The organism is Candidatus Poribacteria bacterium, from assembly GCA_026702755.1.
Taxonomy (GTDB): domain Bacteria; phylum Poribacteria; class WGA-4E; order WGA-4E; family WGA-3G; genus WGA-3G.
Genome location: JAPPBX010000087.1, coordinates 65,134 through 89,677, shown reverse-complemented (window position 1 = coordinate 89,677; position 24,544 = coordinate 65,134). Strand labels below are relative to the sequence as shown.

The 24,544-nt window shown below is 47.5% G+C and carries 25 protein-coding genes; 2 read left to right on the top strand and 23 right to left on the bottom strand.

Translation table 11 applies throughout. The features are described 5' to 3' along the window. On the bottom strand, positions 1-1,620 hold the full coding sequence (locus tag OXH39_16600; GenBank protein MCY3552083.1) for an AAA-like domain-containing protein: 1,620 nt from the start codon (positions 1,618-1,620) through the stop codon (positions 1-3). Positions 1,621-1,974: 354 nt separating this feature from the next. On the opposite strand from OXH39_16600, the gene OXH39_16595 reads away from it, so the two are divergent. Further along, entirely contained in the window at positions 1,975-2,325 is a 351-nt protein-coding gene (locus tag OXH39_16595; protein ID MCY3552082.1) for a hypothetical protein, read from the top strand. A 272-nt stretch (positions 2,326-2,597) separates the two neighbouring features. On the opposite strand, the gene OXH39_16590 is transcribed toward OXH39_16595, so the two are convergent. The 11 genes from OXH39_16590 to thiE form a co-directional block, all read right to left on the bottom strand. Further along, positions 2,598-2,858: a hypothetical protein gene (locus OXH39_16590; protein MCY3552081.1), complete on the bottom strand. Its 261-nt coding sequence runs from the start codon at positions 2,856-2,858 to the stop codon at positions 2,598-2,600. A gap of 56 nt (positions 2,859-2,914) precedes the next feature. After that, positions 2,915-3,328: a hypothetical protein gene (locus OXH39_16585; GenBank protein MCY3552080.1), complete on the bottom strand. Its 414-nt coding sequence runs from the start codon at positions 3,326-3,328 to the stop codon at positions 2,915-2,917. Beyond that, the gene (locus tag OXH39_16580; protein MCY3552079.1) at positions 3,315-4,382 is read right to left on the bottom strand and encodes a sialidase family protein; all 1,068 of its coding nucleotides are present in this window, start codon (positions 4,380-4,382) and stop codon (positions 3,315-3,317) included. The genes OXH39_16585 and OXH39_16580 overlap by 14 nt, the downstream gene beginning before the upstream one ends. Before the next feature lie 60 nt (positions 4,383-4,442). Then, positions 4,443-5,165: a hypothetical protein gene (locus tag OXH39_16575; GenBank protein MCY3552078.1), complete on the bottom strand. Its 723-nt coding sequence runs from the start codon at positions 5,163-5,165 to the stop codon at positions 4,443-4,445. Positions 5,166-5,339: 174 nt separating this feature from the next. Further along, on the bottom strand, positions 5,340-6,164 hold the full coding sequence (locus OXH39_16570) for an alkaline phosphatase (protein MCY3552077.1): 825 nt from the start codon (positions 6,162-6,164) through the stop codon (positions 5,340-5,342). A 139-nt stretch (positions 6,165-6,303) separates the two neighbouring features. Beyond that, positions 6,304-7,149, bottom strand: coding sequence for a LamG domain-containing protein (locus OXH39_16565; GenBank protein ID MCY3552076.1), 846 nt, complete (start codon positions 7,147-7,149; stop codon positions 6,304-6,306). Positions 7,150-7,183: 34 nt separating this feature from the next. Beyond that, positions 7,184-7,936, bottom strand: a complete 753-nt coding sequence (locus OXH39_16560; protein MCY3552075.1) for a glycerophosphodiester phosphodiesterase family protein — start codon at positions 7,934-7,936, stop codon at positions 7,184-7,186. Between the two features lie 85 nt (positions 7,937-8,021). Continuing rightward, complete coding sequence (locus OXH39_16555; protein MCY3552074.1) at positions 8,022-8,795, bottom strand: hypothetical protein; 774 nt, start codon at positions 8,793-8,795, stop codon at positions 8,022-8,024. A 56-nt stretch (positions 8,796-8,851) separates the two neighbouring features. Further along, a complete protein-coding gene (locus OXH39_16550; GenBank protein ID MCY3552073.1) occupies positions 8,852-9,655 on the bottom strand; it encodes a methyltransferase domain-containing protein in 804 nt (267 codons plus the stop codon). A 1-nt stretch (position 9,656) separates the two neighbouring features. Then, positions 9,657-11,120 carry a DUF2851 family protein gene (locus tag OXH39_16545; protein ID MCY3552072.1) on the bottom strand — a complete coding sequence of 488 codons (1,464 nt, stop codon included), beginning with the start codon at positions 11,118-11,120 and terminating at the stop codon, positions 9,657-9,659. Between the two features lie 22 nt (positions 11,121-11,142). Beyond that, positions 11,143-11,772: a thiamine phosphate synthase gene (gene thiE / locus OXH39_16540; GenBank protein ID MCY3552071.1), complete on the bottom strand. Its 630-nt coding sequence runs from the start codon at positions 11,770-11,772 to the stop codon at positions 11,143-11,145. Between the two features lie 157 nt (positions 11,773-11,929). Here thiE and OXH39_16535 point away from each other — a divergent pair, with 157 nt between their 5' ends. Beyond that, positions 11,930-12,568, top strand: a complete 639-nt coding sequence (locus tag OXH39_16535) for an SGNH/GDSL hydrolase family protein (GenBank protein ID MCY3552070.1) — start codon at positions 11,930-11,932, stop codon at positions 12,566-12,568. Positions 12,569-12,585: 17 nt separating this feature from the next. Here the strand turns inward: OXH39_16535 and OXH39_16530 are convergent, their stop codons facing one another. From OXH39_16530 to OXH39_16480, 11 genes are all read right to left on the bottom strand, one after another. Next, positions 12,586-13,446: a tetratricopeptide repeat protein gene (locus OXH39_16530; GenBank protein ID MCY3552069.1), complete on the bottom strand. Its 861-nt coding sequence runs from the start codon at positions 13,444-13,446 to the stop codon at positions 12,586-12,588. A gap of 1 nt (position 13,447) precedes the next feature. Continuing rightward, positions 13,448-14,476, bottom strand: a complete 1,029-nt coding sequence (locus OXH39_16525) for a tetratricopeptide repeat protein (GenBank protein ID MCY3552068.1) — start codon at positions 14,474-14,476, stop codon at positions 13,448-13,450. Beyond that, positions 14,473-14,967 (bottom strand): CvpA family protein, encoded by a 495-nt coding sequence (locus OXH39_16520; GenBank protein MCY3552067.1) that lies wholly within the window; start codon positions 14,965-14,967, stop codon positions 14,473-14,475. The genes OXH39_16525 and OXH39_16520 overlap by 4 nt, the downstream gene beginning before the upstream one ends. A gap of 38 nt (positions 14,968-15,005) precedes the next feature. Then, positions 15,006-16,052: a tetratricopeptide repeat protein gene (locus OXH39_16515; GenBank protein ID MCY3552066.1), complete on the bottom strand. Its 1,047-nt coding sequence runs from the start codon at positions 16,050-16,052 to the stop codon at positions 15,006-15,008. Between the two features lie 64 nt (positions 16,053-16,116). After that, a complete protein-coding gene (locus OXH39_16510; protein ID MCY3552065.1) occupies positions 16,117-16,776 on the bottom strand; it encodes an FHA domain-containing protein in 660 nt (219 codons plus the stop codon). A 15-nt stretch (positions 16,777-16,791) separates the two neighbouring features. Beyond that, positions 16,792-17,406 carry an RNA polymerase sigma factor gene (locus tag OXH39_16505; protein MCY3552064.1) on the bottom strand — a complete coding sequence of 205 codons (615 nt, stop codon included), beginning with the start codon at positions 17,404-17,406 and terminating at the stop codon, positions 16,792-16,794. Positions 17,407-17,683: 277 nt separating this feature from the next. Then, a complete protein-coding gene (gene prmC / locus OXH39_16500; GenBank protein MCY3552063.1) occupies positions 17,684-18,562 on the bottom strand; it encodes a peptide chain release factor N(5)-glutamine methyltransferase in 879 nt (292 codons plus the stop codon). Positions 18,563-18,588: 26 nt separating this feature from the next. Next, positions 18,589-19,656, bottom strand: a complete 1,068-nt coding sequence (gene prfA, locus OXH39_16495) for a peptide chain release factor 1 (protein ID MCY3552062.1) — start codon at positions 19,654-19,656, stop codon at positions 18,589-18,591. A gap of 192 nt (positions 19,657-19,848) precedes the next feature. Next, a complete protein-coding gene (rpmE, locus tag OXH39_16490; GenBank protein MCY3552061.1) occupies positions 19,849-20,067 on the bottom strand; it encodes a 50S ribosomal protein L31 in 219 nt (72 codons plus the stop codon). Positions 20,068-20,180: 113 nt separating this feature from the next. Further along, positions 20,181-21,509 (bottom strand): transcription termination factor Rho, encoded by a 1,329-nt coding sequence (gene rho / locus OXH39_16485; protein ID MCY3552060.1) that lies wholly within the window; start codon positions 21,507-21,509, stop codon positions 20,181-20,183. A gap of 989 nt (positions 21,510-22,498) precedes the next feature. Further along, a complete protein-coding gene (locus OXH39_16480) occupies positions 22,499-24,517 on the bottom strand; it encodes a tetratricopeptide repeat protein (protein ID MCY3552059.1) in 2,019 nt (672 codons plus the stop codon). Positions 24,518-24,544: the final 27 nt, after the last annotated feature.

Below are 24,544 nucleotides of genomic sequence, written 5' to 3'. Positions count from 1 at the left end.
TTACATCTTTCGATGAAGCGTATTTGAGGGCACTTCTTGCATCACAGGAATGACGTAACTCCGAATCGTCACACCGTCCAAAGTTTCTGTCTCTACCCGCGGCTCCGGAGCCTGCCGGTGATCAAATATGACGTAGTAACCCTCTGTTGCCTTCTCCGACGCGATATATGCCGCGAGTTGCTTTTTGCCTGCCTGGTAGTAGTTATTGCCGCGCCATATCTTTGTCTCAATAATGTATTTTCGCCCTTTGTGTGTGATCAGCAAGTCCATCCTGCCGCGTCCTGTTTGTACTTCAATGTGCATAACACCCCCCACGAGTCTTACAAACTGGTCGAGATAGGTGAGGAGAAGGTGCCGACCAACAGATTCCTGTGGTGTATCTGGAACTTGGAAAATCTTGAATCCAGCACGGGCAATGAAGTCCCGGAAATTATTGAGTAGCCGTTCCATGTCCATCTGTCCTGTGGGGGTCAAGTAATCCAAAAAACCTTCTCCAGTGTCTTCGGGAAAGTACTCATCCTCTAATCGATTCACTGCTGGCTTAAACGCCTGCAAAATAGCATACAAATAAATTGGATTGGCGATTTCACAGAGCCCATCAGCCCCTTCGGAGATAACACCGTAAGTGGCAAGTTCATCGATAATCTCATCGCGCAGGTTGAAATCCACGCCATCCTCATGTGCCATGATTCTCATCAAGACTCTTTCAAAGCGTATGTCTTTGCGTATGTTTGTTGTGAGATGCTCAATATTAGTGTTTCTGCCGCGCAAGAGTTGTGTATGTGCCTCTAAAAAGTGTGCTATCATAATCGGCTGGGTTTCGGGAATGCACATCTCCTCGGTGAGAATTTGCGCGAGTCTGTTGACAAGTACAGGTTGCCCGGCTGTTTGCTTATGAATAGATTCAATGACCTCCGGCGCGAAGGTCTGTCCGACTTCGTCCGTATATTGCCCGAGCAGTTCTTGCACCTGTTCCAAAGTGAAGTTTGGCAAACGGAATTCATCTTGGATATTGAAAGGAGAGACAGACCTGTCGTAGTCCAGCTGCATAATGCTTTTGACACCAAAAATGCCGACGCTGTGGAGACATCTTGGCTTGCGGGAGAGATAGATATGGCGGAGCGCGTACAGGAAATCACTCACAACAACTTGAGGGATCCCATCAAACTCATCAATGAGAAGCACAACCTTTTGCCAATGTGTGTGGTGGACCAAAAAACTCGCGAATTGTTTGAAGAATTCTACCATTGAAAACGAATCAGTGAGTGGCGTATTTGCCAAAAATTGTGTTGACGTTTCAGAAGGTATGTTACCTTGGTCCTGGAAAACGTTATCGATTTCTGAGCGGATCATTTTATAGAGCCGCTCATAAAAAGTGGCAGGTGTCGTGTTGCGTACAAGTTGAAAATCCAGTTGAATGGGAAAATAGGTCGGATTTTCCGCTGTGAGTGCCTCAAGGGCCCACCGAAAAAAGGTCGTCTTTCCAGTCTGTCGCGGTGCAAAAAGGACGATGTACTTGCCATCTTTGACACGATTTATGAACTCCGCGCCCTCTTCAGTGCGGAGGACAACATAGTTCTCTTTCGGATACACGCATCCCTGGATCCCAAAACGTCTCATTTTTTTCTTCCTATTGTTGAAATTCTTAACGATTTATTATATCATATCATTGTATGGAAATCAATTCCGAATGTGAGAGACGCAGACGCATTCAGTTCTCCCGTAGGAGGGAAGAAACACCCCAGCAAAAACACTCCGATTCCCGACACACCACGGTAGGGGGTGTCCCCTCCGAATCGCGACTTCTTCCACAAAAATAACGAAAAACCGAAAACTGAATGGCTCTGACTATTTTACGTTTTCTCTTAAATTTCGGTGTGGAATATCGGATAATTAGGAGAAACGCTGGTAGGAGCGATCTCCGAATCGCGACTAAACAAGATACGCGCTGATGAAAATTGAGAGGACACCAAAATGGACAGAGATGAATTGATTCTACAAAAGTTATCTGAACTCGCAGAGGATGTAAAAGACCTACGAAAAAATGTAGGCGGTCTACAGAAAGATATAACCGATGTAAAATTACAACAAACTGACGATCGCCGCCGTTCAGAAACCGCCGATGTAAAGTTAGCCGGGGATTTACAACGGCTGGAATCCAAAATTGATGGCGGTTTGGACCGCGTGGAATCCAAAATTGATGGGGTTGTCACCAACATTAGTGAGCGTAAGGCAGATACCAATGAACATTGGGAAATTGGCGGTATTGTCGTTTCTATCTTTTTAGCAGTTTCGGCATTCGTCAAGTCGTTTTTCTTTTCTTAATCGTGGACATTAAAGGTTGGTGGCAACCCACGGATACAGATGTGCCGTTGAAAACATGGATTGCTGAGCACCGCGGTGAGGAATATTTACGGTAGTTGTTAGGCGGATGTGTCGCTAAATAGACATCGGTGTTTCATCAAGAAATAGCGAAAATGACCACGTTTCAAACCCAAATTCACGATAGAAGTCGAGAGTTGACTGCCAATGCTTGTTCGCAGAGTATGTAGTGAAGCAATGAATGCCATGGGTTCTGCCTGATTGCAGGATAGCAGCTACGAGTCCAGAACCAATACCTTGTCCCCGACTATCGGGAGTGACATATAAATCATGCAAAACCAGATAGTTCTCGCCGCGGGGAAAATGCAAAGATACTCCGAAGATACCTCAGCGATGGCAAATCCCACGATACAACCATCTTTATCTGTTGCAAGGATGAAATGAGGTCCGAGGCGAGATAACAGATCGTCAACCGTATCAGCGACAAGTCCGCGCGTTGTGGCTTCGGCTACCCAATCACGGTAAAGTGCAGCCACCTTACTTCTTTTATCTGCATATCCTTCATCAGTTCTGTGGGAGTTCCCGTTGGTGGTTAGTCATTGTCTTCGGATTTTTCTACCGGTATGCGCTTGGATGGGTCATAGTATGAGACATATTTTATCCCGTTGCGTTTGTCCTCTTCTTCTCCGGCTTTTAAATACGCAGAGAATTCCGCCTGAGTTTTAAATTTCGCACTCAGTTCTGCTTTGATGCGATAGCATTCTTCAAGGATAGGATCCGTATAAGTTTTGGGGTCAAATTCTGGGTGCTTTTCTATAGGTTCTTTCACTTGAATGTCCTCCATGGGTTCTGCGGGTGTACAGATAGCTATCGGTTGAAACCCTGCCGCTTGACATACGTGAATTGACATCGGTGGTGAATGGAAAAATGGAAGATTGGAGGGCGATTCCTCTTCCACCCTTCCATCCTTCCAACGCAAAATCAAGTTCACATCACCCCAAAGCATCTTCCCCATCCGTCAGCCACGCCAGATCGAACTTCGCAAACGACAGCGTCTCATACGCCCCATCCTCACCGCGCTCATAAAGACAACATATATTCATATCTGAATCGACACAGAGATCGGAATACGCCGCGGGCCCCGCGTGCAAAACTTTCCCACTGCTCCAACTTTGACACTCATCATAACTGATACGGATTGTCATCCGTTCGCGACTCTCACTGGCGGGATTGGAGAACAAGATACGGTTCTTGTCGTGTTGATTCGCGTCCGTATACCGCACCATACTCGCCTGGCAAATCGGTTCGATGAGGTCTTCCTCGTAACCAAATTCCGTGAATGTATCGCCACTATCGCTACTTCGCGCATAAGCACGCCGTTTCGGGGCGACGTAGTTCCGACAGTTGAAATAGAGTCCACCATCCACCGTCTCAACGACAACCGACTCGTTGGTCCCGGGTTGTGCCTTACCACCAATCCGCCATGTCTCACCGCGGTCATCGCTAACAATCAGATGTGAGTAGCCGTATTGGGCGTAGTCTCGATTGTTTCCAAGCACATGGTCACACGGGATTACCAATCTACCGCCGGCGAGTTGAATCCCGTGGCAGGGACCGGTTGCGTACCACGTCCACTCTTCGCCTTTCGTTGTATCTGTAATTTCTCTCGGTTCCGCCCACGTCTCCCCGTCGTCTGTGCTGGCGGTTACCCAAACGGTGCGTGGTGCTTCTCCAGCAACGATCTTCCCTTCCGCACCGTCAGCGAGATTTTTGCAGAAAACGAGCCAAATCGTGCCTGAATCACGGTCAACGACTGGAGCAGGATTGCCATCCGTATCGGTCCCAGTAGAGACAGCGATTTGCATCGGCTGCCAACTTTCGCCGTTATCAAAACTCCGTTTCAGAACAATATCAATGTTTCCTGAGTCACCACCACCGTGTCGCCTACCTTCACAGAACGCCAAGAGTGTTCCCTCGTTTGACCGGACAAGCGCGGGGATTCGGAATGTATGGTAGCCTTCCGTCCCCGCCGTGAAAAGCGGACTCTCCGTCTTGTACATGCTTTATCAGCTCTCCTTGTATAGTGCAAATGTTAACAACAACTGTCCCTATCGTGGTTGTTACTTGGCGCGTTTGATGCGTGCCCACGTTGTCGCGAGTTTACCAATCGGTTGGACATCCGCTGGATCGTCCATCACAAATTCATCGGGTTCCTTCTGATGGTCAGAGAGCCGCAACCCATCAACGACACAATTCGTCGGAAATTTTGGATCCGGTGGAGATGCGTTGTTAATCTCAAAGGTTTGTGCAAAGACGGTAGGTCCCTTTTTGAAACCAGCTTCACCTTCAAGTCTCCCATCTAAATAGAGTTTCAAACCGTCAGGTCCCCATGTTCCTGCCATGTGGTGGTGTTCTCCCGTTTTCCAGTCGAGTTTAGCACTATTGGCGTTGTGCCATGACCCCGCACTTTTAATCCGCATCTGTGCGATCCCGCCACTGTTGAACTGCAGAAATACGGCATCAGTACCGCGTTTATAAGTCATAAAGGTGAAAAGTTCACCCTTGATGTCGCTGGCATCCAACCCCATCGTTACCCACAACTCAACGGTGCCTTCATCGAGGTTAACAAAGCGGTCTTCCACGGGGAAGTGGATAACATCGCCAACCGCTTCGCTGACAAAACCGTTACCAAATTTACCGGGTTTGAAGCTCCCGCCATCAACCGTGCCGCCCTCTTTTTCTACTTCTGCTTTGCTCTCCAATGCAGAGAAGAAGGTTTCCTCTGCTACAGCCACAGAGGTACAAAGCAACGTAATCGCCAAAAGACACAATATAGTTTTCATAAGACATCCTCCTATTCAGGTTGAGGATTTTGATTAAATAATGATACGGGAGTTAGCGGAAGACATTTTAACCGTGCCGAAAACCCGCATCAATTATAAAAATAATAACAGATTTAATAAAAACATTCAAAAAAGATTTTGAAATCTTTTTGGGGTTAGACCCATCAGTGCCGATTATGGTGTTTCAAACGCCTCCAACACCGGCTTCGCGATCCAGCAGTCGGGTGCAGTCAACCCGAAGATATGGGCAACCGTCGCTGCTGTATCATAAATGTTCACGAAAGAGGTCAGTTCTTTTGCAGGTGTAACCCCAGGTCCGGCGATAATCCAAGGAATCTCGATCTCTGCCATCGTAGCACCGCCGTGCCCTTTTCCGACACCCCCGTGGTCAGAAGTAACGATAAGGACCGTTTGTTCCAGCATCCCCACCGCTTTGAGTCCCTGAAGGGTTTCTCCGATGAGCCGATCTGCCTCTTCGACAGATTTGTAATACTCAGACGTTCTATAACCGTACTTATGCCCTGCGTGATCGATGTGATCGAGATGGATGAACGTCAACTCAGGTTGCTTTGCCTTGAAATAGGCGATAGCGCGTTCGGTGGTTTTGGCTGGTCCATCCGTATCTTCAATGATGTCCAAGGCTTCCCGTTCAAACAATATTCCGAAACCACCCCAATCGTGGAAGCAGGCAATTACCGCTGATGGCTGCTGTTCACGCAGCACACCGAAGATCGTGGGAAAAATACCTCCTGACCCCACTGCTGTCGGTGCAATTTCAAATTTGTCGGGCCTCCAAGCATTGGACGTGATACCGTGCTGTTCAGGTCCGGCACCCATAATCATTGAAGCCCAATTGGGGCTGCTGGAGGTTGGCATCACGCCGCGCGCTCGCAGCGTATAAGCACCACGCCGCATGAGGTCATCCATATTGGGAGTTTTCGCCTTCTGGACACCGTCAGGACTCAACCCATCGCACCCAATGATCACCACATGTTTCACGCCCGGAACCTGGGAACTGATCGGGGCTGTGCAGCTAAAAAACAATAAGCCAACCAGCAAAATGGCTCCAAGCACATTGAAAACCCTTTGTTCCGTGAAAGAGACACGCATTATTTCTTCCCTCCAAAACGGACACGGGTTATCTATTCGCAGCAGCCTTAATTTGACCCCAGGTGAGGCTCAGTTTTCCAGCAGCTTCTACTGCCAACCCTTCCGCTTCAAGATTGTTCGATACCTCTTTTTCACTGAGCGCGCGGTCATAGAGACGCACTTCGTCGATCATCCCCTTGTGTACGAAGTCCTCGTTGTCATCTTTATAAGCACCCATGGAAAAGAAAATGCGATCCGGGTAATTGATTACCCCCGATTGCACACTCGAAGTGCCCTCCAGTTTCCCATCTACGTAGATTTTCATCTCCTTACCATCGTATGTTCCGACCACATGGTGCCATTCATTCACATCATACGTGTTGGCGGAATTGAGGTAAGTTAAGAGACCATCGCCATCATCAGCCCCATCTGAAGAGAGTGCGAAGCTGAACGCTTTCCATCGAGTGCCGATCAGCCAACCTTTTTCAAAAGCACCGTTGTCCTGAACGGCTACCATGTACCCACCCCATTCGATGAACTGCTCATCCCACACCCATAATTCTACAGTCATCTCCTCTGTGGGGAGCTCAGCCTTTTTGATGTCATCGGTGATTTGGACACGGGCACCTGCGCCTCCTTCCAATCGCACGGCTTCTCCATACTTACCCTCGACGATTTGAAGTTTTCCGATCATCTGGGCATCCTGATCGCCCCAGACATCCTTTACCGTATTACCTTTCATGGTGTCTTTATTGAAACTCCAGTAGCCAATTAACCCATCTTCGATGACGACTGTCTGGGCAGCAACAGGAATTCCAATTCCCAGTCCAGCAATTAAAACAGCGGCTAAGTTTAGAATCACCTTTTTCGTTATGTTCATAACAGATGGAAACATTTTTCCCTCCTTTGGTTGATGCCTTATCGCGCTGTTATTCATTGTCTGTGGATTTCTCAGTAAAACGCCAATGTAGACCGCACTCCAGCGGCCAATCGGTACAAATGCCATCTACTTTGTTGGTGCGGGCTTTGTCCCAGGTGTCGGGTCGGTTCTCGGCGATGTGCAGGCTAATCCAGACGCGCTTACCGAGTTGACGAGCCTGCTCAACCGCTTTCGCATCCGGAACGAATACCACCCACAGGTCGTCAGCCAGTGGATCCTGCAGGTCTGCGTTGAACTGCTCGGTATTACGAATGTGTTGCGTTGTCGTCCGCAGCTTTGGATTGGCTTCTTTGAAGCGGCGAGTCGAATCGATGGGTTGACCGAAGGCGAAGAGCTGGTCGAGCAGGTCGTATTTTTCGACGAGCTGCACGATGTTCTGCTCAATCCCTGGAGAGATGACTTTCATATTCAGTCCAATGGTCAATGGTGTTCGCTGACGCTCGCGAATGAGTTGGAACACTTCTTCCAATGTTGGCACCTTCTCGCCAGTGAAACGTTGATCGAACCAACTTCCAGCATCCAGTTTTCGGATTTCTGCCAATGTCATATTAACCACTTCGCCGGTACCGTTAGTCGTACGGTCCACAGTCCCATCGTGGATGACCACAAGATGTTCGTCGCGCGTCTGGTAGATGTCTAACTCAATCGACAGGCCCAACTCGATAGCCGCTGCAAAACCGGGCAAAGTGTTCTCAGGCGCGTGCCGTACCAAACCGCGATGGGCGAGCAAGATTGGATCCATGTCCGACTCGTTTGCCGCTGGTTCTGGTGACGCACCGATCACGCACAAAAGTATTGGCATATTGAACAACATGATTTATCTCCTGTCACCTTTTTAGTTTTGCCCATGTCGTTGTGACCTTACCACCCGCTTCGACAGCGGCAAATTCTTCAACATGGAACAGCAAATTCTCCATGAAAAGTTTTGCCATGTCTTTCGTGTTGTCATCGTTACCTGCGATATGGTATTTATCAGGCGCAATTGCCATCATTAAAAACTTACCTTGTCCGAATTCTGCTTCCATAATAGCAGGTCGTCCCCCACTTTCCATCAACACGTCAAATCCCTTTTGAGAACCGATGACTTCCCAAACAGTAGGCCAGCCTTGATGTCCCCAGCCTTTAAATGTGTTCTCAGTTATACGGTTTGGTGCGTTAAAGAGCGGATGGTCCGCTGCCAGTATTTTAACATCTGGAAGGTCCGCATCAGTCCGAACACAACTCAGTCCAGGCGGCAACCAATCCACATTCGCTTCGTTCTGATCAGCTTGGGTCGGTTCCCAGACGACACCACCATTTTCGACGAAATCCTGAATCGTTTTTGCATTCTTGTCGAGGTTTTGGTGGAGTTCAGCACTGTTGGTTACCATGCTACCGATTAAGAAAGTTCTATTTTCCGCTTTGAAAGGTAGTTTCCCACCTTCAATCGACTTTGTTAAATCATCGTACTCAACTTTGAATTCATCCAGTGTCTGACGCAACGCGTCAACCTTTGTCCACTGGTCAGCAAAATCAACAAGCGCAATTTGAGCCGCTTTTACAGTCGTTACGCTCAAAACGAGGTTCAAAATACAGAACCATGCAAACAAACGGAGAAACATAAGTTAACCTCCTTTAGTTAGGCAATACCCTCAAAAAAACAAAACATGTTCTTGAATCACACACTATTTGGTTTTGTGCAGAGTGCATACACATAAGGCGAAGTCAACTGCTGGTTTGGCACGCGGAATCCCACTAAAAGATTACCAACGACAATATCCGTCAGATTGACACATTTACAAAGTACTTCATGCCCCCATCTACCAATAACTGCCCGCCACGGCGAATAATCAACAACACTCAATTTCAAGGGACCGCCTGTATATCCAAATGCTGTAACGTGAAATCCTGTGTCTTGTAATGCTGCATCGAGGTCAGTCGGCAGGATTACCTTGTGTGTCGCGAGGAGTTTCGGACTCGCGACGCGGGCGATCGGTGTATACATACCGCGCAGATTCGGTGTTACCGTGAGCATTGTTCCACCCGGTTTGAGGAGGCTGTACATCTCCTCCAAGATCGCTTGCGGCGTGTCGAAATGTTCAATCAACCCCATTGAATAAACAAAGTCAAACGTTGCGCGCTGCTTTTTGGCAAATGTGAACAGATCTTCACAGATGATTGTGCCGTTTGCACCGGCAAGGGCAAGGTTCCGTTGTGCAAGTTGGCACCCTAACTCCGAAAAATCAACACCGTAACAATCGCTTTCATAGTTCTGGGCAAGATAGGGGAGCCACAGCGAATCGGCGCACCCCAGCTCAATTAACCTCGGTTGTTTAAAACCTGAAAGTGCCTGGTCGAACAACTTGGCGAGTTGGCGATTCGCTACATAAGCCCAGCGTAGGTGACGAACTTTATGTTGTTGCCCATCCCAAAGCGTCGTCCAATAGGATTCATCTGTCAAGGGTTTAACGTGCGAATCCATGCTAACCTTCCTCCGAGAGAACCGCGTCATGTTCCAAAATAGGGCATAGGTCGCAGAGCCAATCCGCACAATAGTTTTTGTGGAGACGGAGAATGCCTTGCTCAATTTTAGCGGTCGGTTTCAGGTGACGCATCTGCTGTGCATCTGTCGTGAAAATCTGTTTGTCAATCTTGCGAATAATCTTGTTCCCTGTTGACTTGGAACCCGTACTGTAGAGTCGCAGAATCGCCTCCTGCAATTTCTGACTCTCCGCTTCGACAGCCCAAACGTAGGCAGCCGGTAAAATTTTATTGATAATGATGTCCACGGCTCGATCCTTACCAATCAGAATTGCTTTACGGGCACCGCCTGTCCCGAAATCGAAATGTGTTTCCCAGTAGCCGATCGGTTCGAGCATCAGCAGTGCGCGAAGTGTTTTTTCGATGGTTCGTAATAGTTTTAGTGTATCTACATCTGCCGCCTTTTCACAGGTTGGCAGAAAGTACATCATGAGGCTGCCTTGGCACGCCTGAATGAGTTGACTCATCGCAGCGATCCGTCGGGTAGGACGGTTAACAGGCCTTCCTGTAAAGCTCCAGCGTGCTTCTGTCATGCGTGAGGGGAGTTCAGCATATTCTGAAGCGCACCACAATTCTTCTAATGCGATAACACTCGGATCGTTTGTTACTTCAGGTGGAAACGATTTCTCTCGGTGTGAGGGTAGGAGTCCCGCAACGCCGAAGAGGATCGCCTGAATTTCTAACGCTGATTTCTCATCAAGATCAGTGAAAGGAACATGCTGCGCCAACTCGCGAAATGCCTTGCTATTCCGTTCATACCCGAGTGCCTCCATGATACCTTCATAGAGGAGTTGCTCGAAATCGAGGCGCGTTCTTAACAGGCGTATTGATTCTGCCTTTTCCAAAAACCGCTCACGTCCCAAAGATTCAAAAACGTTTTTCAACACCTCCATGTTCAGTTGTTTCCCCGTTATTCTACAACGTCCGTCAGTTGTTTCTGGGGCTTGATTATCATCGTATAGATCCCCTGTATCCACAGCGACCCATTTCAGCAATTCGAGGGTCGGGACGCGTTTATTGTTCTGAAGCCGCGTCCGTAGATTGAAGTCATCGTTAAAAAACACGGCATGCAGAATAACGCGATTGTATCTGGAATTGAGGTGGTGTTTATGCGCGTACCATTCTGAAGATTGGACGTGAATTTCGACATCACCAACTTGAAGTTTCCCATCAATCTCAACCTCAGCGTGCATAAAATCGGGACCTTCGTTATGGTTCCAAACACCGGGTTTTAGGACGCGAATGGGGCGTCGATCAATTGTCTCCATGTTGGTATTGAAAAAGCGTTGCTCCTGCCACAATTTCTGAACAAACGCCTCGTCAATTTTATCCAAGTCAGGCTTATAGGTTTCGTCAATTTCTCTGAAAAGTTTAAGGGCACCCTCAATTGTGATTATATCGTCCATATCTGTTTCCGTATGTTTCAGTTTACTTTGCCCCTTGGATTTCGTTGAGCAACGCTTGTGTTGCGATATCTGGTTCGGGGTGTGCGCAAACAGCAGAGATCACCGCGATACCGTGTGCACCTGCCCGAATAACTTCGCCCGCGGTTTGTACGCTAATACCACCGATAGCGATAACGGGACACGCTGCGATGTCGCACATTCGGCGAAGTCGTTCTAACCCCTTAGCCGTTTCTGCATCCGGTTTTGAAGAGGTGCCATAGATGGGTCCGAATCCGATATAGTCGGCACCTTCTGTAATCGCTTCAAATATCTTCTCTTCGGTTCTGGCGGATGCCCCGATGATGGCTTCTGTAGATAGGATTTGTCTCCCTATGGAGACAGGCATATCGTCTTGTCCAAAGTGCGCGCCCGTCGCACTGACAGCCTGCGCGATGTCGGCTCTGTCGTTCACAATCAACGGCACATTGTGCCGTGTGCATACGGCTTGCATCTGTTGTGCGATTGCTACCAATTCACGCGTCGTTCCGTGTTTCTGCCGGAATTGCACCGTATCCGCGCCGCCTTCAATTGCGAGTTCTGCCAGTTCCGGGTGTGTAAATCGAGATTGAAGCGTCGTGTCCGTGATGACGTGTAAAACACCGATGTTTTTCATATTGGCATATCATCCAAAATGTGATAAATTATAGATAGCGGTCAGCAGTTAGGCCGCTTCGCTTTTGGCTTTCAGTAAAGAGGTTTTGGTTTAACAGAAGCCTCTTGTTACTGATTGCTGATTGCTAATTTAGTATATCATATCTCGGAGGTACTTTGTGAGTAATTTATTATTTGAATCTGGAGATAAGGTGCTCTTTATCGGGGACAGCATTACGGATTGTGGGCGACGAGATGCGCATGCCGCTCCGTTGGGGAATGGCTACGTCCGCAAAATAACTGAACTTATCACCGCAAAATACCCAGAACGTCAGATCACTTATGTCAATAAAGGCATCGGTGGGGACATCGTTGAGGGTTTAGAAAGTCGGTGGGATGTTGATGTCATTGACGAAAAACCGAAATGGCTCTCGGTAAAGATTGGCATTAACAATGCGAGTCGGCAGCACGCGGAAGGCGTTTCGACAGAGGATTACTTGCCGGTTTGGGAAGAGTGTTATCGGCGGATTCTCACGCGTGCGAAAACCGAATTAGAAGCCTCACTTTTTCTATTTGAAATTTTTTATATTGAAGAAGATGTTGACGCGCCGCGTCCATTGGCTGTTGATGCTTATAATGAAAGTATTCACAGGCTCGCGGTGGAATTTGATGCAAGACTGATACCTACAAATGCCGCTTTTGACAGGGCAGTCGCCGCGCGTCCCGGCGCGCTCTGGACAACCCAAGATGGCGTTCATCCGAATGCAGAGGGGCATACTTTGATGGCGTTGGAATTCCTTAAGCAGGCGGCGTGGTAAAGAAACAACATTTGCCACTACGGTGAAACCCCTTTGGCTTGGCGTTTCAACGTTTGGATGAGTTCCTGTTCGTAGTTTTTGTTGTATTCGGAAGCGAGTTGTCTGGCATTGATGCGGTTCCCCCAGTAGAATTGCCAACCAACTAAAGCGATGCCGGTACAGTCAACGTATCGGCGTTCACGAATCGCATCTACCGCAAGGTAGATGAACGTTCCGCTCAGTGCTGCCGCGAGGACACCTTCTTTAACGCTTCCGACATAAAGCTGCCCGCTTCCAGGGACAACTGTGGAGAGCCATCCTGCCATTTGCGGTGATTTGTGTGGCAGCGGTGTTTCTGCAAGGAGCGTATCCGCTAATCGACGCGCCTTTTTTCTCTGGGACGTATCAATCTGAAGCGTATCCGCTCGCCGTAATTCTGTAATAGCCTTGTTCCACTCGCTCGTATGGACATAACACCAGCCGCGTAGATAGTGTGCCGCTGCCACGACTTCTGTGTCCTCACTTGCGTGCAGAAGTTCAAAGAGCGTGGTCCGTGCCAGTGAATACGCGCCTGCATCAAATTGGAGTTGTCCAATCATCAACTGGCTCTGAAACCGGAAAGGCGAATTTGGATAGGAGCCTAAGAATTCATGAAACAGACGTTCAGCACGGTCGGGTTCCTTTTGGTAGTAATAACTCTGTGCGATCCGATAATCCGCTACATCCCTGAATTCTGTATCAGGTTGATAAAACAGAAGGCGTTTATACTCACGCCTCGCTGCTTGATAGTCGCCCGATTCAAAAAGTTGCTCTGCGTAACGGTATTGCTGAATTGTTCCATCAGCAGTCGCACTCGTCGCAAAAACTATGATGGAGATTAAAAGACTTGCAGTTATCATTTTAGAACCTGGATTTCCATAGGACGAATGCTATCTCGTCTTTTGGAGGCGATAGTGTCCCGAATAACCCTGAATCTCGGATTTCCTGTTGGAGCCGATTGCGGAAGTATCGTTCCTGTTGGATGTTAAAGGCGCGTGCTGTCTGGACACTCTGATAGATACTGTTGCCATAGAGAAACAGCCCAAGCACGCCGACAGGAACGGCAACTTCGTAACGTTCTTGGTCGGCGTAATAGAAGCTCGCACTCCCTAAAACTGCCACGCTGACAAAGGCGTAAAGTCCGTTCATCGTCCGTCCGCTATAAACCTGTCCGCTCCCCGGGACCAACGCTGAAAGCACGCCTGCAACCGTCGGAGAACGGCGCGGGAGCGTGTCAACGTCTTTGACTGTCCGTGCTAATCTATCGCTGATTTTCGCAAAAGGACTTTCTGGGTAAGTTGAAAAAACCTCGTTCCACACATGGCTTGCTTGTGTCCATTCTCCCTTATCTATGTGGAGCATCCCAATTGTGAAATGTGCGCGCGGTGCCAAACTGCTCTCCTTATGTTCCGAGAGAAAACGTGTGAGTGATGCGATCCCTCGCTCGCTATCTCCCAACAGAACATGGCACTGCGCGATATTATTTTTCGCACGCGCGACGAGGACGCTTTTCGGATATGTGTCGATCAGCAGTTGATAAGCACGGATCGCGTTTTCTAATTTACCTGCGTTCTGATAAGATGCGGCAACACGGAATGCTATGAAGTCTATTTGAGGGGTATCAGGATGTAAAAAGAGGAGTCGCTTATACTCATGAGCAGCGTTAAGGTAATCACCCGCTTGGAAAAGCGAATCTGCAAAATAGCGATCAGCGTTCAGCACTCGGAAACCATCATCAAAGAGAATCTCTTTACTGACTGCTGATTGCTGACGGTTTCCGACAGCCATTCCAGTCGGTAAGCAGAATACCCAGAAGAAAATAAGAGACAAGGCACAACTCACACGCCTATATTGCCTATATTGTGTTGAAGCAGAGCAGATGGTTTTCATTCGGTATCCAGTTGCTTTTGCACATGTTCTTTGCCAACTGCCCAAACGTTATTACCGATGTCTATGAGTTGTGGGGCAAGATGAGAATTTTCAATCTCTTTTTTAAAGCCTTCGCTGCTGTATGTGTTCAATAGGATAAGTGCAGCGGCAATAACGAGTCCACCTGAAGCAATGCCGAAGCCGAGTCCGAGTAAACGGTTTACCCAGCCCAGAACTCCCTTTTCAAGAATCCGCTGGATACGCTCAAAGAGTGAGTCAACAAGAATAGAAGTGGCGAGTACAATAACAACAATGCTTAGCCATTTTGCCCAAGTGGGATCCTTCACGAACTTTTGGAGAAACAACGCGAGTTGGCTCCAAAATTGACAGGCGATGAAGAAACCCAGACCGATAACGAACACACCCCATACACTTCGGGTGAAACCAGCACGGCAGCAACTTACGCCAGCCAACCCAACAAGAATGAGAATACCGATATCGAGTTTCGTCATTTTGGATGTTTCAGTGTGGGAGATTTGCGAATTGTGCCTTAGAACGTGCCTGCAAGCGGGATTTCCACCAAACTTCGTTCAAACGCCTGTTCAATTGCAGTCTCAATCGTGGTACCCTTGCTCAATTGGTAAAGCAGCGTGCGGATTTTAGGGAAACCGAATTGTTGGATGAGAAATTCTACTATCGCTGTGGATTGAATATATGCCAATTTCCGGCATTTCGGACTGAGTAGGCTAAATGGTGTGCTCAGTACCGTAAACGGAAGTAGACGTTCCGTCTGAACTGCTTTTTGCAATTCAAGCCCTTCAGACTGGAACATAGGGCGTGCGAGACTTTGTGCCAGTCCCTCATCAAGCCATGCAGGGCAATGTCCGTTTGCCAGATGGTGAACCAGCAAATGAACCCACTCATGTCGTAGCAGGGCATATAGGATACTAAGGACAGGCTCGCCAGCTGTGCAGTATGCCAAACGGATACTACCATCGTAGCATCCACTTGCCCACTTTGGCAGAGAATATCGAGATTTGGCAACACCGTTTGTGTTTTCAATTGAGATAGAAACTGGAGAAACGGGGTAACACCCTAATGTTTCACCGAGTTCTGAATAGGTTCGGTAAATGAGTCGGCAGATGTTCCACACCGTTTGCGGATTTATCTCGGAATTACAGGTGAGACTGAAAAATTCCGAATTTACAACCTGTTTAGAGAACTTTGTGGTGTTCTCTTGCAATTGTTTAAGGAATTTTCGAGGCGGCGGTTTCTTAAAGCCGTCCAAACAGATCAGTGTATCATAACATGCTTTCTCATCAAGAATGCGTGCTTTACGCCTAAGAGCTGTTGGCGACTCTGGACATAACCGAAGGGCTATGTCTAAGCATGCCAATGCCGTATCCCATTCTCCAATCATCTCATAAGCTTTCGCGAGATCGGCATAAATATAGTGATGCTGTGCCGCTCCCAATTTCAAGCCAGCGAGATAATGTTGGATAGATTCAACGTAGCAAGCCTGTTTATAACTGAGCGTTGCTTGCTGAAAATGTGATAATGCCAATGGATTGGTATGCGTTATCTGCACTGCCTTCATGAGGAATGGTAGTGCATTAAGGGCTTATGCCCTAATGCACAACACAATCCTTTTCCCTATATAATTATGACCTTTCAATATCGACGACTTTGAAACTCACTTTTCCACATTTTAGCGTAGAGCCGTCTTGAATAAGAGTCGGCGTTTCAACGCGTGTGCTATCAACATAAGTTGTGTTGGAGCTACCCAAATCTGTAACATACACATCATCATCCTTCTGTTCAAATCGGATGTGCAAACGGGAAAGCGTCCGGATTGCGTTGTAACGTTTCAACATCTCTGGCGATGTAATCGATTGTTCGGTATCCCACTTCTGCAATGCGTCTGCGTTGGGTAAAGACGCGTCAACCTGCATGATCTCAGTTGTTTCGCTGCCCATACCTTGTGGGCTGTAACCGGGTTGCAGCTCCAGTCCGTCTACCGAAGCCGTATCGGTTTCCAGTGCTTCGCCCCGAATTTCCGCCATCACGCGTTCTCTCGCGCGCTGCTCGGCACCCGGCGGCGGCTGGACATTCTCTCTTTCCTCAAAGCGGTAGTGTGAGAAGTCTATTAATTGTTTCAATGGCTGAAGTTCCGGAAAGTTATTGACTTCCTTTAGCAGACGTTTCTGCTTACGTGATAACTTTTCGTTTTTCAGCCAACACGTATAAGCTTCCAGCATTTCTGCCTTTTTCAGGTCGTCAGCCGAGACACCGGCTCTCCGCCATTTCTTCCAGAAGCGCATGAGTTAATCCTCCAATTAGTATATCCACTGAATGCCTTTTGCAATCAGAATTTTCCGCAGCTCTTCCGTACACCGAAAGATCCAGATTTTCACCGTTCCTTCCTTACGGTTGAGAATGCGGGCAATCTCTGCAATACTATAACCCTCGAGGTGCCGCAACATCCACGCGATCCGATGGTTTGGTTTCGTGACCTGTTCAAGGGCACTCTCCAAAATCTGTTGCGCTTCCGCGGCTTCTAATTCTTGCTCGGGACCCGGGCATGGGTCTTCATACTTACTCAACGGCTGTTCATCATCGTCGGGTAAGCCACTGAGCGGACGTTCCCGAATCCGGTCCCGTTTCCGTATCGCATCGATGATCGTATTGCGAGCCACCGTGTTTAACCACGCTTGAAAACTACCCTGTTCTGTATCCCATTTGCCTAACTTTTGCCAAACTTTAATGAATACATCTGAGGCAACTTCCTCAGCGTCTTGGTAGTTTCCAAGCATCCGGTAAGCTTTGTTATAAACCCATTTATAATGCTTGTCGAACAATTGCCTGAACGCGGCATCATTGCCTGCTTTCGCTTGTGTCGCGAGGTAGGTATCTTCGACAGCAGATAAATCGTTAGATATTTGGCGCGCCATCCTAATCTGCTCCTTCGCCTAAAAGGATCCTTTTCAGCAGGCTAATACAATATAACGTTAACGAGACCGGTTGCGTTTCAAAAAACAGATAAGATGACACGCTGTGGAGAATTAACGCGCTACTCATGTTATCTAAACGACCTAAAAGAAAAAGGTTAATTTATTATACAAAATTTTCACAAAATATGTCAAGGGAAAAATAACTTTTTACAAAACTTATGGATAGAAACCCGAATTGGACAGTTATGACTGCAGCAGAAAAACAAAGAACGCGTTTTTATGGCACACTTGCAAGAACAATTCGTTCCTTCTCGGCATAGTCTTTGAACAGTTCGTATGTGCAATAGGTAGATTCAGCATCGATAAGAGCTCGAACACTGTCGGCTTGTGTTTCACCAATTTCGAAGGTGAGTTTTCCACCGGGTGCGAGGTGTTTGGGTGCCTCAGCGATCAATCGACGAATGACAACCAGTCCGTCATCACCCGCAAAGAGGGCAATCTCCGGTTCGTAGTCTCGGACATCCGGACTCAGGGTGTCCCGTTCTGTATTTTTCACATAAGGGGGATTACAGACGATCCAATCGAAACGCGTGTTTCCGTTTGTGTTTATTGCTTCTATCGGTTCAAATAGGTCACCAGATAGGAACTTGATTTGCTCTGTACACGCGTGTGTTTCAGCGTTCTTCTGAGCGACTGTGAGGGCAGGTTCAGAGATGTCTGTTGCCACGATTTCCCATTCCGGTTGTTGCAACGCAAGACTTGTAGCGATGACACCACTGCCTGTACCAAGTTCAAGTAAACGCTGAGGGGTCTCCGTCTTTGTTGTGAGAATGGTTTCAACGAGTTGTTCCGTTTCCGGTCGTGGAATGAGGACCCGTTCATCTACGTAGAAGTCCAAAGACATGAACTCTTTTCGATTTGTTAGGTAGCTAACGGGTGTGTGTGCGATTCTCTTTTTTATCAGTTCCCGAAACGGCGTGAGATGTTCTTGGAAGACCGGCATTTCAAAGTGGAGATAGAGCTGCAGACGGGTTTTTTCTAACAGATGCCCGAGCAGGACTTCGGCATCTAATCTCGGATTTGGAATGCCGTGTTGTTGAAAGTACCCCACCGTCCAATCGAGTAGGTCCACCACGCGCCAGATTTTATTCGACATAAGCTTGTGTTCCGTAGTTAGAGGCTTTAAGCCTCTTTCAACTTCTCTGCCTGATCTGCAGTTGTTAGCCGTTCAATAAACACTTGTATGTCGCCGTCTAAAACGGCATCGAGTTGATAGGTACTGAATTGGATCCGGTGGTCGGTTACACGAGATTGCGGGAAGTTATAGGTGCGAATTTTCTCGCTCCTGTCGCCACTGCCAACCATAGATCTGCGGGTTTCGGCTCTTTCACTGTTGAGTTCAGATTCTTTTTGTTCCTGGAGGCGGGCGCGGAGAATCTTCATCGCTTTGGAGCGATTTTTATGTTGCGATTTTTCGTCTTGGCATGTCACAACCAGACCGGTGGGGATGTGTGTAATACGAATGGCGGAATCGGTTGTGTTAACGCTTTGTCCTCCAGGACCGGAAGATCGGTAGGTATCAATTCGCAGTTCGGTCGCTTCATCGATTGCCAAATCGAGTTCTTCTGCTTCTGGGAGAACGGCTACCGTTGCGGCGGATGTGTGAATGCGTCCACTCGCCTCTGTTGCTGGAATTCGCTGCACACGATGTATACCGCCTTCATATTTCAGTTGGCTGTAGGCGTTCTCTCCTTCAATCGAGAAGACAACCTCTTTAAACCCTTTTAGTCCTGTCGCATTTGAATTGAGTAGTTCCAGTTTCCAGTTTTGACGTTCAGCATAGCGGTTATACATCCGAAACAATTCGGACGCAAAAAGACTCGCTTCTTCACCACCCGTACCTGCCCGAATTTCGATGATGACGTTCTTTTTATCGTTTGGGTCTTTCGGAATCAGGAGTAGCTTAAGTTCTTCGGTGAGTTCTTCTTGTTTCACAGTGAGACTGTCCAACTCTTCCTGTGCTAACGCTACCATTTCAGCATCCGTTTCCGATTCTATCAGGAAACGCGTATCTTCGACTGCTGATTCTAACTGCTGGTACTCTTGATAAGCAGACACAATTGGGGAGAGTTCCGCGTGCGTTTTCGATAATTCCATTAAACGTTGTTGATTGGAAATTTGTGCCGGGTCCCCAAGTGCCTGTTCGACTTCAGCGTATCTGTTTTCAATATCTTTGAGTTTTTCAAACATTTTTTTCGTACCACTTGCAAGTTAGAACTTGCGGTTAACTGTTAGAATAAAAGACGTTTATCCGTATTTCGCTGCATAGGGTGTGAGTGCTCTTTCGTGAGCAATAAGGCATTTCCCGTGCCTACTGTTGTTAAGGCACGGGAATATCTTCGTGAAACACCGATCAATAGACTGACCTATGAGATGATACTTCTAATTGTTATCTGCTTCAGTCTGTCCGTAACGTCGGCGGAAACTTTCAACGCGTCCGGCAGTGTCAATGAATCGGGCTTGTTGCCCGGTGTAGAATGGGTGGCATTTCCCACAAATATCTACACGCATTTGCGGTTGAATCGCGAGCGTTTCATGAGTCGCGCCGCAAACGCATGTGATAACACATTCTACCATTTCCGGATGAATTTCGGGTTTCATAGTGTTCTCCTTTGAGTTTAAAATTTCCGAATTTTCTGATTACGATTCGGGTAAAACTAACGCCAGTATTTTTATAGCCACGCGTGTAAAGCGCAGAGGATAGGCATTCACATTTACCGCTTCGGACGCGCGTTATTTCTCACGGATGAGTTGCCGTAGGTCGCATTGTCTACCATCCGTTCGAGAAACGCCTCGTTCGTGGCATTTCTTCCAAGTTGCTCAACAAGCATTTCGAGTGATTCCGCACTGTCCATTTGACTTGTGAACTTCCGTAATACCCAGACTTTGTTAAGGACATCTGGTGCCAACAAGAGTTCTTCACGGCGTGTTTTTGATTTTTCGATGTTAATCGGTGGGAAGATGCGAAGATCTAACAAGGAACGTTCCATGTGGATTTCCATGTTGGCAGTACCTTTGAATTCCTCGTAAATGTATTCATCTTGCCTGCTTTCCGTATCAACGAGTACGGAGGCAATAACTGTTAAACTTCCACCCTCCTCAAATTTTCGGGCTGCACCGCAGAACTGGCGCGGCTTCACAAATGCCATCGCATCTAAACCACCACTCAGTGTTTTTCCGCTGTGTGGGGTCATGACATTGTGTGCACGTGCCAATCGGGTCATGCTATCCAATAGAACGACGACATCTTTTCCGTACTCTGCCCACCGCTTTGCCTTTTCAATCACCATATCTGCAACCTGAATGTGTCGTTCGGGGTGCTCATCGAAAGTCGAGCTGATGACTTCGCCTTTGACAGAACGAGCGACATCTGTAACTTCTTCAGGACGCTCATCAATAAGCAGAAAGATGAGAATGACTTCCGGATGGTTCGCTTCAATACCAGCGGCAATATTTTTCAGCAACGTCGTTTTTCCGCTATACGGAGGAGCGACAATCAATCCACGCTGACCTTTACCGATCGGCGCGATTAAGTCTATCATGCGGGTTCCGAATTCTGACGGATCGTGTTCCAATTTGAATTTTTCATACGGATGAATAGGGATAAGTTTATTGAAGAGGATCTGCTGCTTAACCGCTTCTGGCGTTTCACCGTTCACCTTCTCAATTTGTAGCATTGCGAAGTAACGTTCAGCCTTGTTTTCCGTCTTCTTAGGCGGACGAATTAAGCCTTCAACAACATGCCCTTTCTGTAAATCGAATCGCCGAATTTGCGATGAGGATACGTAGATGTCCTCATTACTCTGCAAATAGTTGGAACGCGATGAACGCAGGAAGCCGTAGCGTTGATCCCTGTCATCCAGGATTTCCAGAACGCCGCCACCGTAAAATTGGGTGTCCCCCTCGGATTTGGCTTCTATAATTTCGTTGATTAATTCCTCTTTCCGAAACCCGGTATATTCACCTACTCCGAGAGTCAAGGCAAAGTCTTTGAGTTCGGAGAACTCCATTTCTTGGAGCTTGCCAATGTCCAAGCTCTCCATAATTTCTGATACTCCTCATTGTGCCCGGTTCCAAGGTAATCGTTCCACCGTGGTGTTCATCTGACAACCTGACGAATTCTCTGTCTCCACTCAAATATGCGGTATGTTAAAAATGGGTTCGCAATTTGAAGGTTTTCACCAGAATAGGATACAAAGAAAAGGTTAAAATGGAATCGGGGCTGATCCTATAGACTAATTTACTGAAATTGGTTTCTATCGTTTTTGGTGCGCGGTTGAAAACCGCAGCTACCGGGTTTCACTACCGTGCCATTTATAGTAAAATCCGCTGCTGGCGAGGTTTGATGAAGTTTAATTATTTAAATCGGTAATTCTAATTCGCCCCAGACCCGGTAGGTGCGGTTTGGAACCGCACTGGACTTCGCCAAGAAATTACCGAATTAATTTTTTAATCTTCATTAACCTCGCCATTGCGCTGGTGTATAGGTAATTACAGGTTTTACTATAATAGGCATAGGAGGAACAAGGCACGAAAGCCGAGTTTACTGACAAAGCCACTTAATCTGATGTAACACCCCAACTGAATGCTTGAGAGATTACCGTTGGGATACACAACGGCGCGAAATGCTGGGTATACAAGGGTATTGATGGAGTAGGTGCAATGTTGCCCGCGGGAATGTTTCTTGTATGGTTGTTTCACAAGGTGTGTTAGAAGATGCTTTCGATCTAAAGGCAGCACTTCTATATTTTCCACGTTATAAAGAATAGATAAAGAATAGATCGAAACCGGTGTTGCACATAATACCTTACAACCAGTAACGCATTTTCCCTCAAAGCGCGCTTTCCTCAGCATCTTGCGTTGTTTCGTTAGGGGAATCTGTGAATTAAAGCGCGCTCGCGCTTAGGAAGTTAAGAATCTTAATTGTTAATTATACCCAATTGATTATAAAAGGTCAAGTTTTTTTCAAAAAAGTTGGTTATTTCTAAATCGTGAGGTATAGGCGCGGTTTTCAACCGCGCACTTTACCAACTTAATTTTCGCCGTTTTCGGTGTTTTCGCCCTCACCCTTCAACTTTGTAAGGCTACGTCGAACGTTCTGGTTATATTGGTTTTTTTCCAAATAACCTTCCCAAAGGGCTATGGCATCATCATTAAAGCCTTGTGAAACATAGTAATTTCCAAGAGCTAACACTGGAATGTCAGAGAGTGGGTTTTTCTCAATCGACGCTTGGAATTCTGCAATAGCGGTTTCTCCATCACCCTTGAGAAGCGCGAGTTCGCCTTTGCCGTAAGGGATCAGAGCGTGGTCAGGATATTCCACCGCCAATTCGTCAATCATTTTCTGGGCATCTTCCAGTTTGTTCAGCTGATAGGTCGCCCGTGCGGCGAGAATAGTTGCATAAATTATCTGATTGCGAAGTTCTCGCTTTTCTGCATCGTTTTCTGACTGATTGAGCAGCCGTTTCGCTGTTCGAGCGGCGGCTCTATACTTGGCGCGGGCTTGCACATAATTCCCGTACTTGTAGGTAAGGTCACCAAGTGTTTTGGAGCCGATATATGTATCACCTTTCTCATCAACGAGGTCTTGGAAGATGCCAGCGGTTTTCCGGTCCTTCAACCGGTAATGGAGGACTTCAGCAAGGCTTTGTAGCGCATCTGCATTCTGCGGATTTACCGCAACAGCGCGCTCAAGAGCCTCTCGTTCCTTCTCTGGTTCACCTAACTTTTTATGGGTAAGCGAGATTAGCCAGTAAATCTCGGAATCTCTGCCTCGAGCCATTCCAATGACAGAATTGTAGGTTTCTAACGCTTTCTCGTATGATTCCGAGGTGTAATGGTTCCGTCCGGTGTTGATGACCGCTTCAATGACCCCACCATCTCGACTTGCAGCTTTTTTCAAGACCTGTTTCGCACGTTGATGCATCCCAACTTTTCGGTAGCAAATTGAGAGTTTGAGATAGTTGTATGGGTCAATCTTCTCTCCCGCGGCTTCTGCCCGCGCAATTGCGTCGAAGTATAACGCACCTGCGTCACGGTAGTGTTCGTCCCCATAAAAGAAATTGGCGATCATAAGCTCCGCGTCGTAGTAACTTCCTTGTTCATCGCCTGCGATGCCGCCCTGTCCACCGAAATTCCGCATGACTTCTCCGGCACTAATCCCGAATCCGGAATCTGCGATTTGGGCATTCGGATTACCCATCGCACGACTTCTCCCAACCTCGCCGCGGGGTCGGTCACGTTCACGTCTGGCCGCCCGCTGTGCTTCTTGTTGTGCTATTTCTCTGCCGTACTGTGTTGCCTCTGGATTGTCCGGTTCTGGAATGGTGGCATTGAGTTCTCTCAAGATCTCTTTTGCCTTTTCAACGGTTTCTTCAGCACCTTCAACCTTTCCATACCTCTTAACGAGCAATTGATTCGTACGTTTCGTTTCCTCTTCATCTTTGAGGAACTGTTGCTGGATTCGTCCTTTGTTCGCAATGGCTATCGCTGCGCGCTCACTTCTCGGATTACGGTTCGCAAAACTATCGAAAGCCTCTGCTGCTTGTTCATAGTTTTTCGCTTCCTCGTAACTTTTCGCCAACATCAGATGCGCGTTTTGACTCAGTTCCAGCTGCGGAAAGTTATTGACGACTGCGTCGAATTGTGTTATTGAGGCTTTAAAATCCTTTTCCCTAAAATAGTGCATGCCGAGTTCATAGTATGCTTCGGCTGCCTCGTCGCTTTCTGGTGCGGTGGCTATGACGGCTTCATAGGCTTTGATACCCTCTGCGGGTTGGTTCATCTGACCAATAGAGAGTTTACCTATGGCGAGTTGTGCTTGACGGGCTTCCGGTGTCCCCGGTTCGGTATTCGCAATGCTTTGATAAGCCTCGAGCGCACCGTGGTAGTCTTTGCTTTCAGCGAGTTTTTCCGCATTGCGCAATCCACCACCGCCGGTCACACAAGCAGTTTGCACTGCTATGAATAAAATGGCTGTAATAAACGCGTAATACCTCATGCTCTTAAGACCGAGTTTTTGGAAATCTGCAATCTGTCGTAGGAATTTCACAGTTTTTCTCCTTTCTGGTGTTGGCTT

Bases quoted from the DNA above. Each gene is read 5' to 3' on its own strand.
- OXH39_16600 (MCY3552083.1), bottom strand. From the start codon at position 1,620: ATGAGACGTTTTGGGATCCAGGGATGCGTGTATCCGAAAGAGAACTAT.
- prmC (MCY3552063.1), bottom strand. From the start codon at position 18,562: ATGTCGAATAAAATCTGGCGCGTGGTGGACCTACTCGATTGGACGGTG.
- OXH39_16550 (MCY3552073.1), bottom strand. From the start codon at position 9,655: ATGGATTCGCACGTTAAACCCTTGACAGATGAATCCTATTGGACGACG.
- OXH39_16565 (MCY3552076.1), bottom strand. From the start codon at position 7,149: ATGTTTCCATCTGTTATGAACATAACGAAAAAGGTGATTCTAAACTTA.
- OXH39_16555 (MCY3552074.1), bottom strand. From the start codon at position 8,795: ATGTTTCTCCGTTTGTTTGCATGGTTCTGTATTTTGAACCTCGTTTTG.
- OXH39_16505 (MCY3552064.1), bottom strand. From the start codon at position 17,406: ATGGCGCGCCAAATATCTAACGATTTATCTGCTGTCGAAGATACCTAC.
- OXH39_16545 (MCY3552072.1), bottom strand. From the start codon at position 11,120: ATGGACGATATAATCACAATTGAGGGTGCCCTTAAACTTTTCAGAGAA.
- OXH39_16560 (MCY3552075.1), bottom strand. From the start codon at position 7,936: ATGGATCCAATCTTGCTCGCCCATCGCGGTTTGGTACGGCACGCGCCT.
- rpmE (MCY3552061.1), bottom strand. From the start codon at position 20,067: ATGAAACCCGAAATTCATCCGGAAATGGTAGAATGTGTTATCACATGC.
- OXH39_16575 (MCY3552078.1), bottom strand. From the start codon at position 5,165: ATGAAAACTATATTGTGTCTTTTGGCGATTACGTTGCTTTGTACCTCT.
- OXH39_16525 (MCY3552068.1), bottom strand. From the start codon at position 14,476: ATGAAAACCATCTGCTCTGCTTCAACACAATATAGGCAATATAGGCGT.
- OXH39_16510 (MCY3552065.1), bottom strand. From the start codon at position 16,776: ATGCGCTTCTGGAAGAAATGGCGGAGAGCCGGTGTCTCGGCTGACGAC.
- OXH39_16515 (MCY3552066.1), bottom strand. From the start codon at position 16,052: ATGAAGGCAGTGCAGATAACGCATACCAATCCATTGGCATTATCACAT.
- OXH39_16585 (MCY3552080.1), bottom strand. From the start codon at position 3,328: ATGCTTTGGGGTGATGTGAACTTGATTTTGCGTTGGAAGGATGGAAGG.
- OXH39_16530 (MCY3552069.1), bottom strand. From the start codon at position 13,446: ATGATAACTGCAAGTCTTTTAATCTCCATCATAGTTTTTGCGACGAGT.
- OXH39_16580 (MCY3552079.1), bottom strand. From the start codon at position 4,382: ATGTACAAGACGGAGAGTCCGCTTTTCACGGCGGGGACGGAAGGCTAC.
- OXH39_16595 (MCY3552082.1), top strand. From the start codon at position 1,975: ATGGACAGAGATGAATTGATTCTACAAAAGTTATCTGAACTCGCAGAG.
- OXH39_16520 (MCY3552067.1), bottom strand. From the start codon at position 14,967: ATGACGAAACTCGATATCGGTATTCTCATTCTTGTTGGGTTGGCTGGC.
- prfA (MCY3552062.1), bottom strand. From the start codon at position 19,656: ATGTTTGAAAAACTCAAAGATATTGAAAACAGATACGCTGAAGTCGAA.
- rho (MCY3552060.1), bottom strand. From the start codon at position 21,509: ATGGAGAGCTTGGACATTGGCAAGCTCCAAGAAATGGAGTTCTCCGAA.
- thiE (MCY3552071.1), bottom strand. From the start codon at position 11,772: ATGAAAAACATCGGTGTTTTACACGTCATCACGGACACGACGCTTCAA.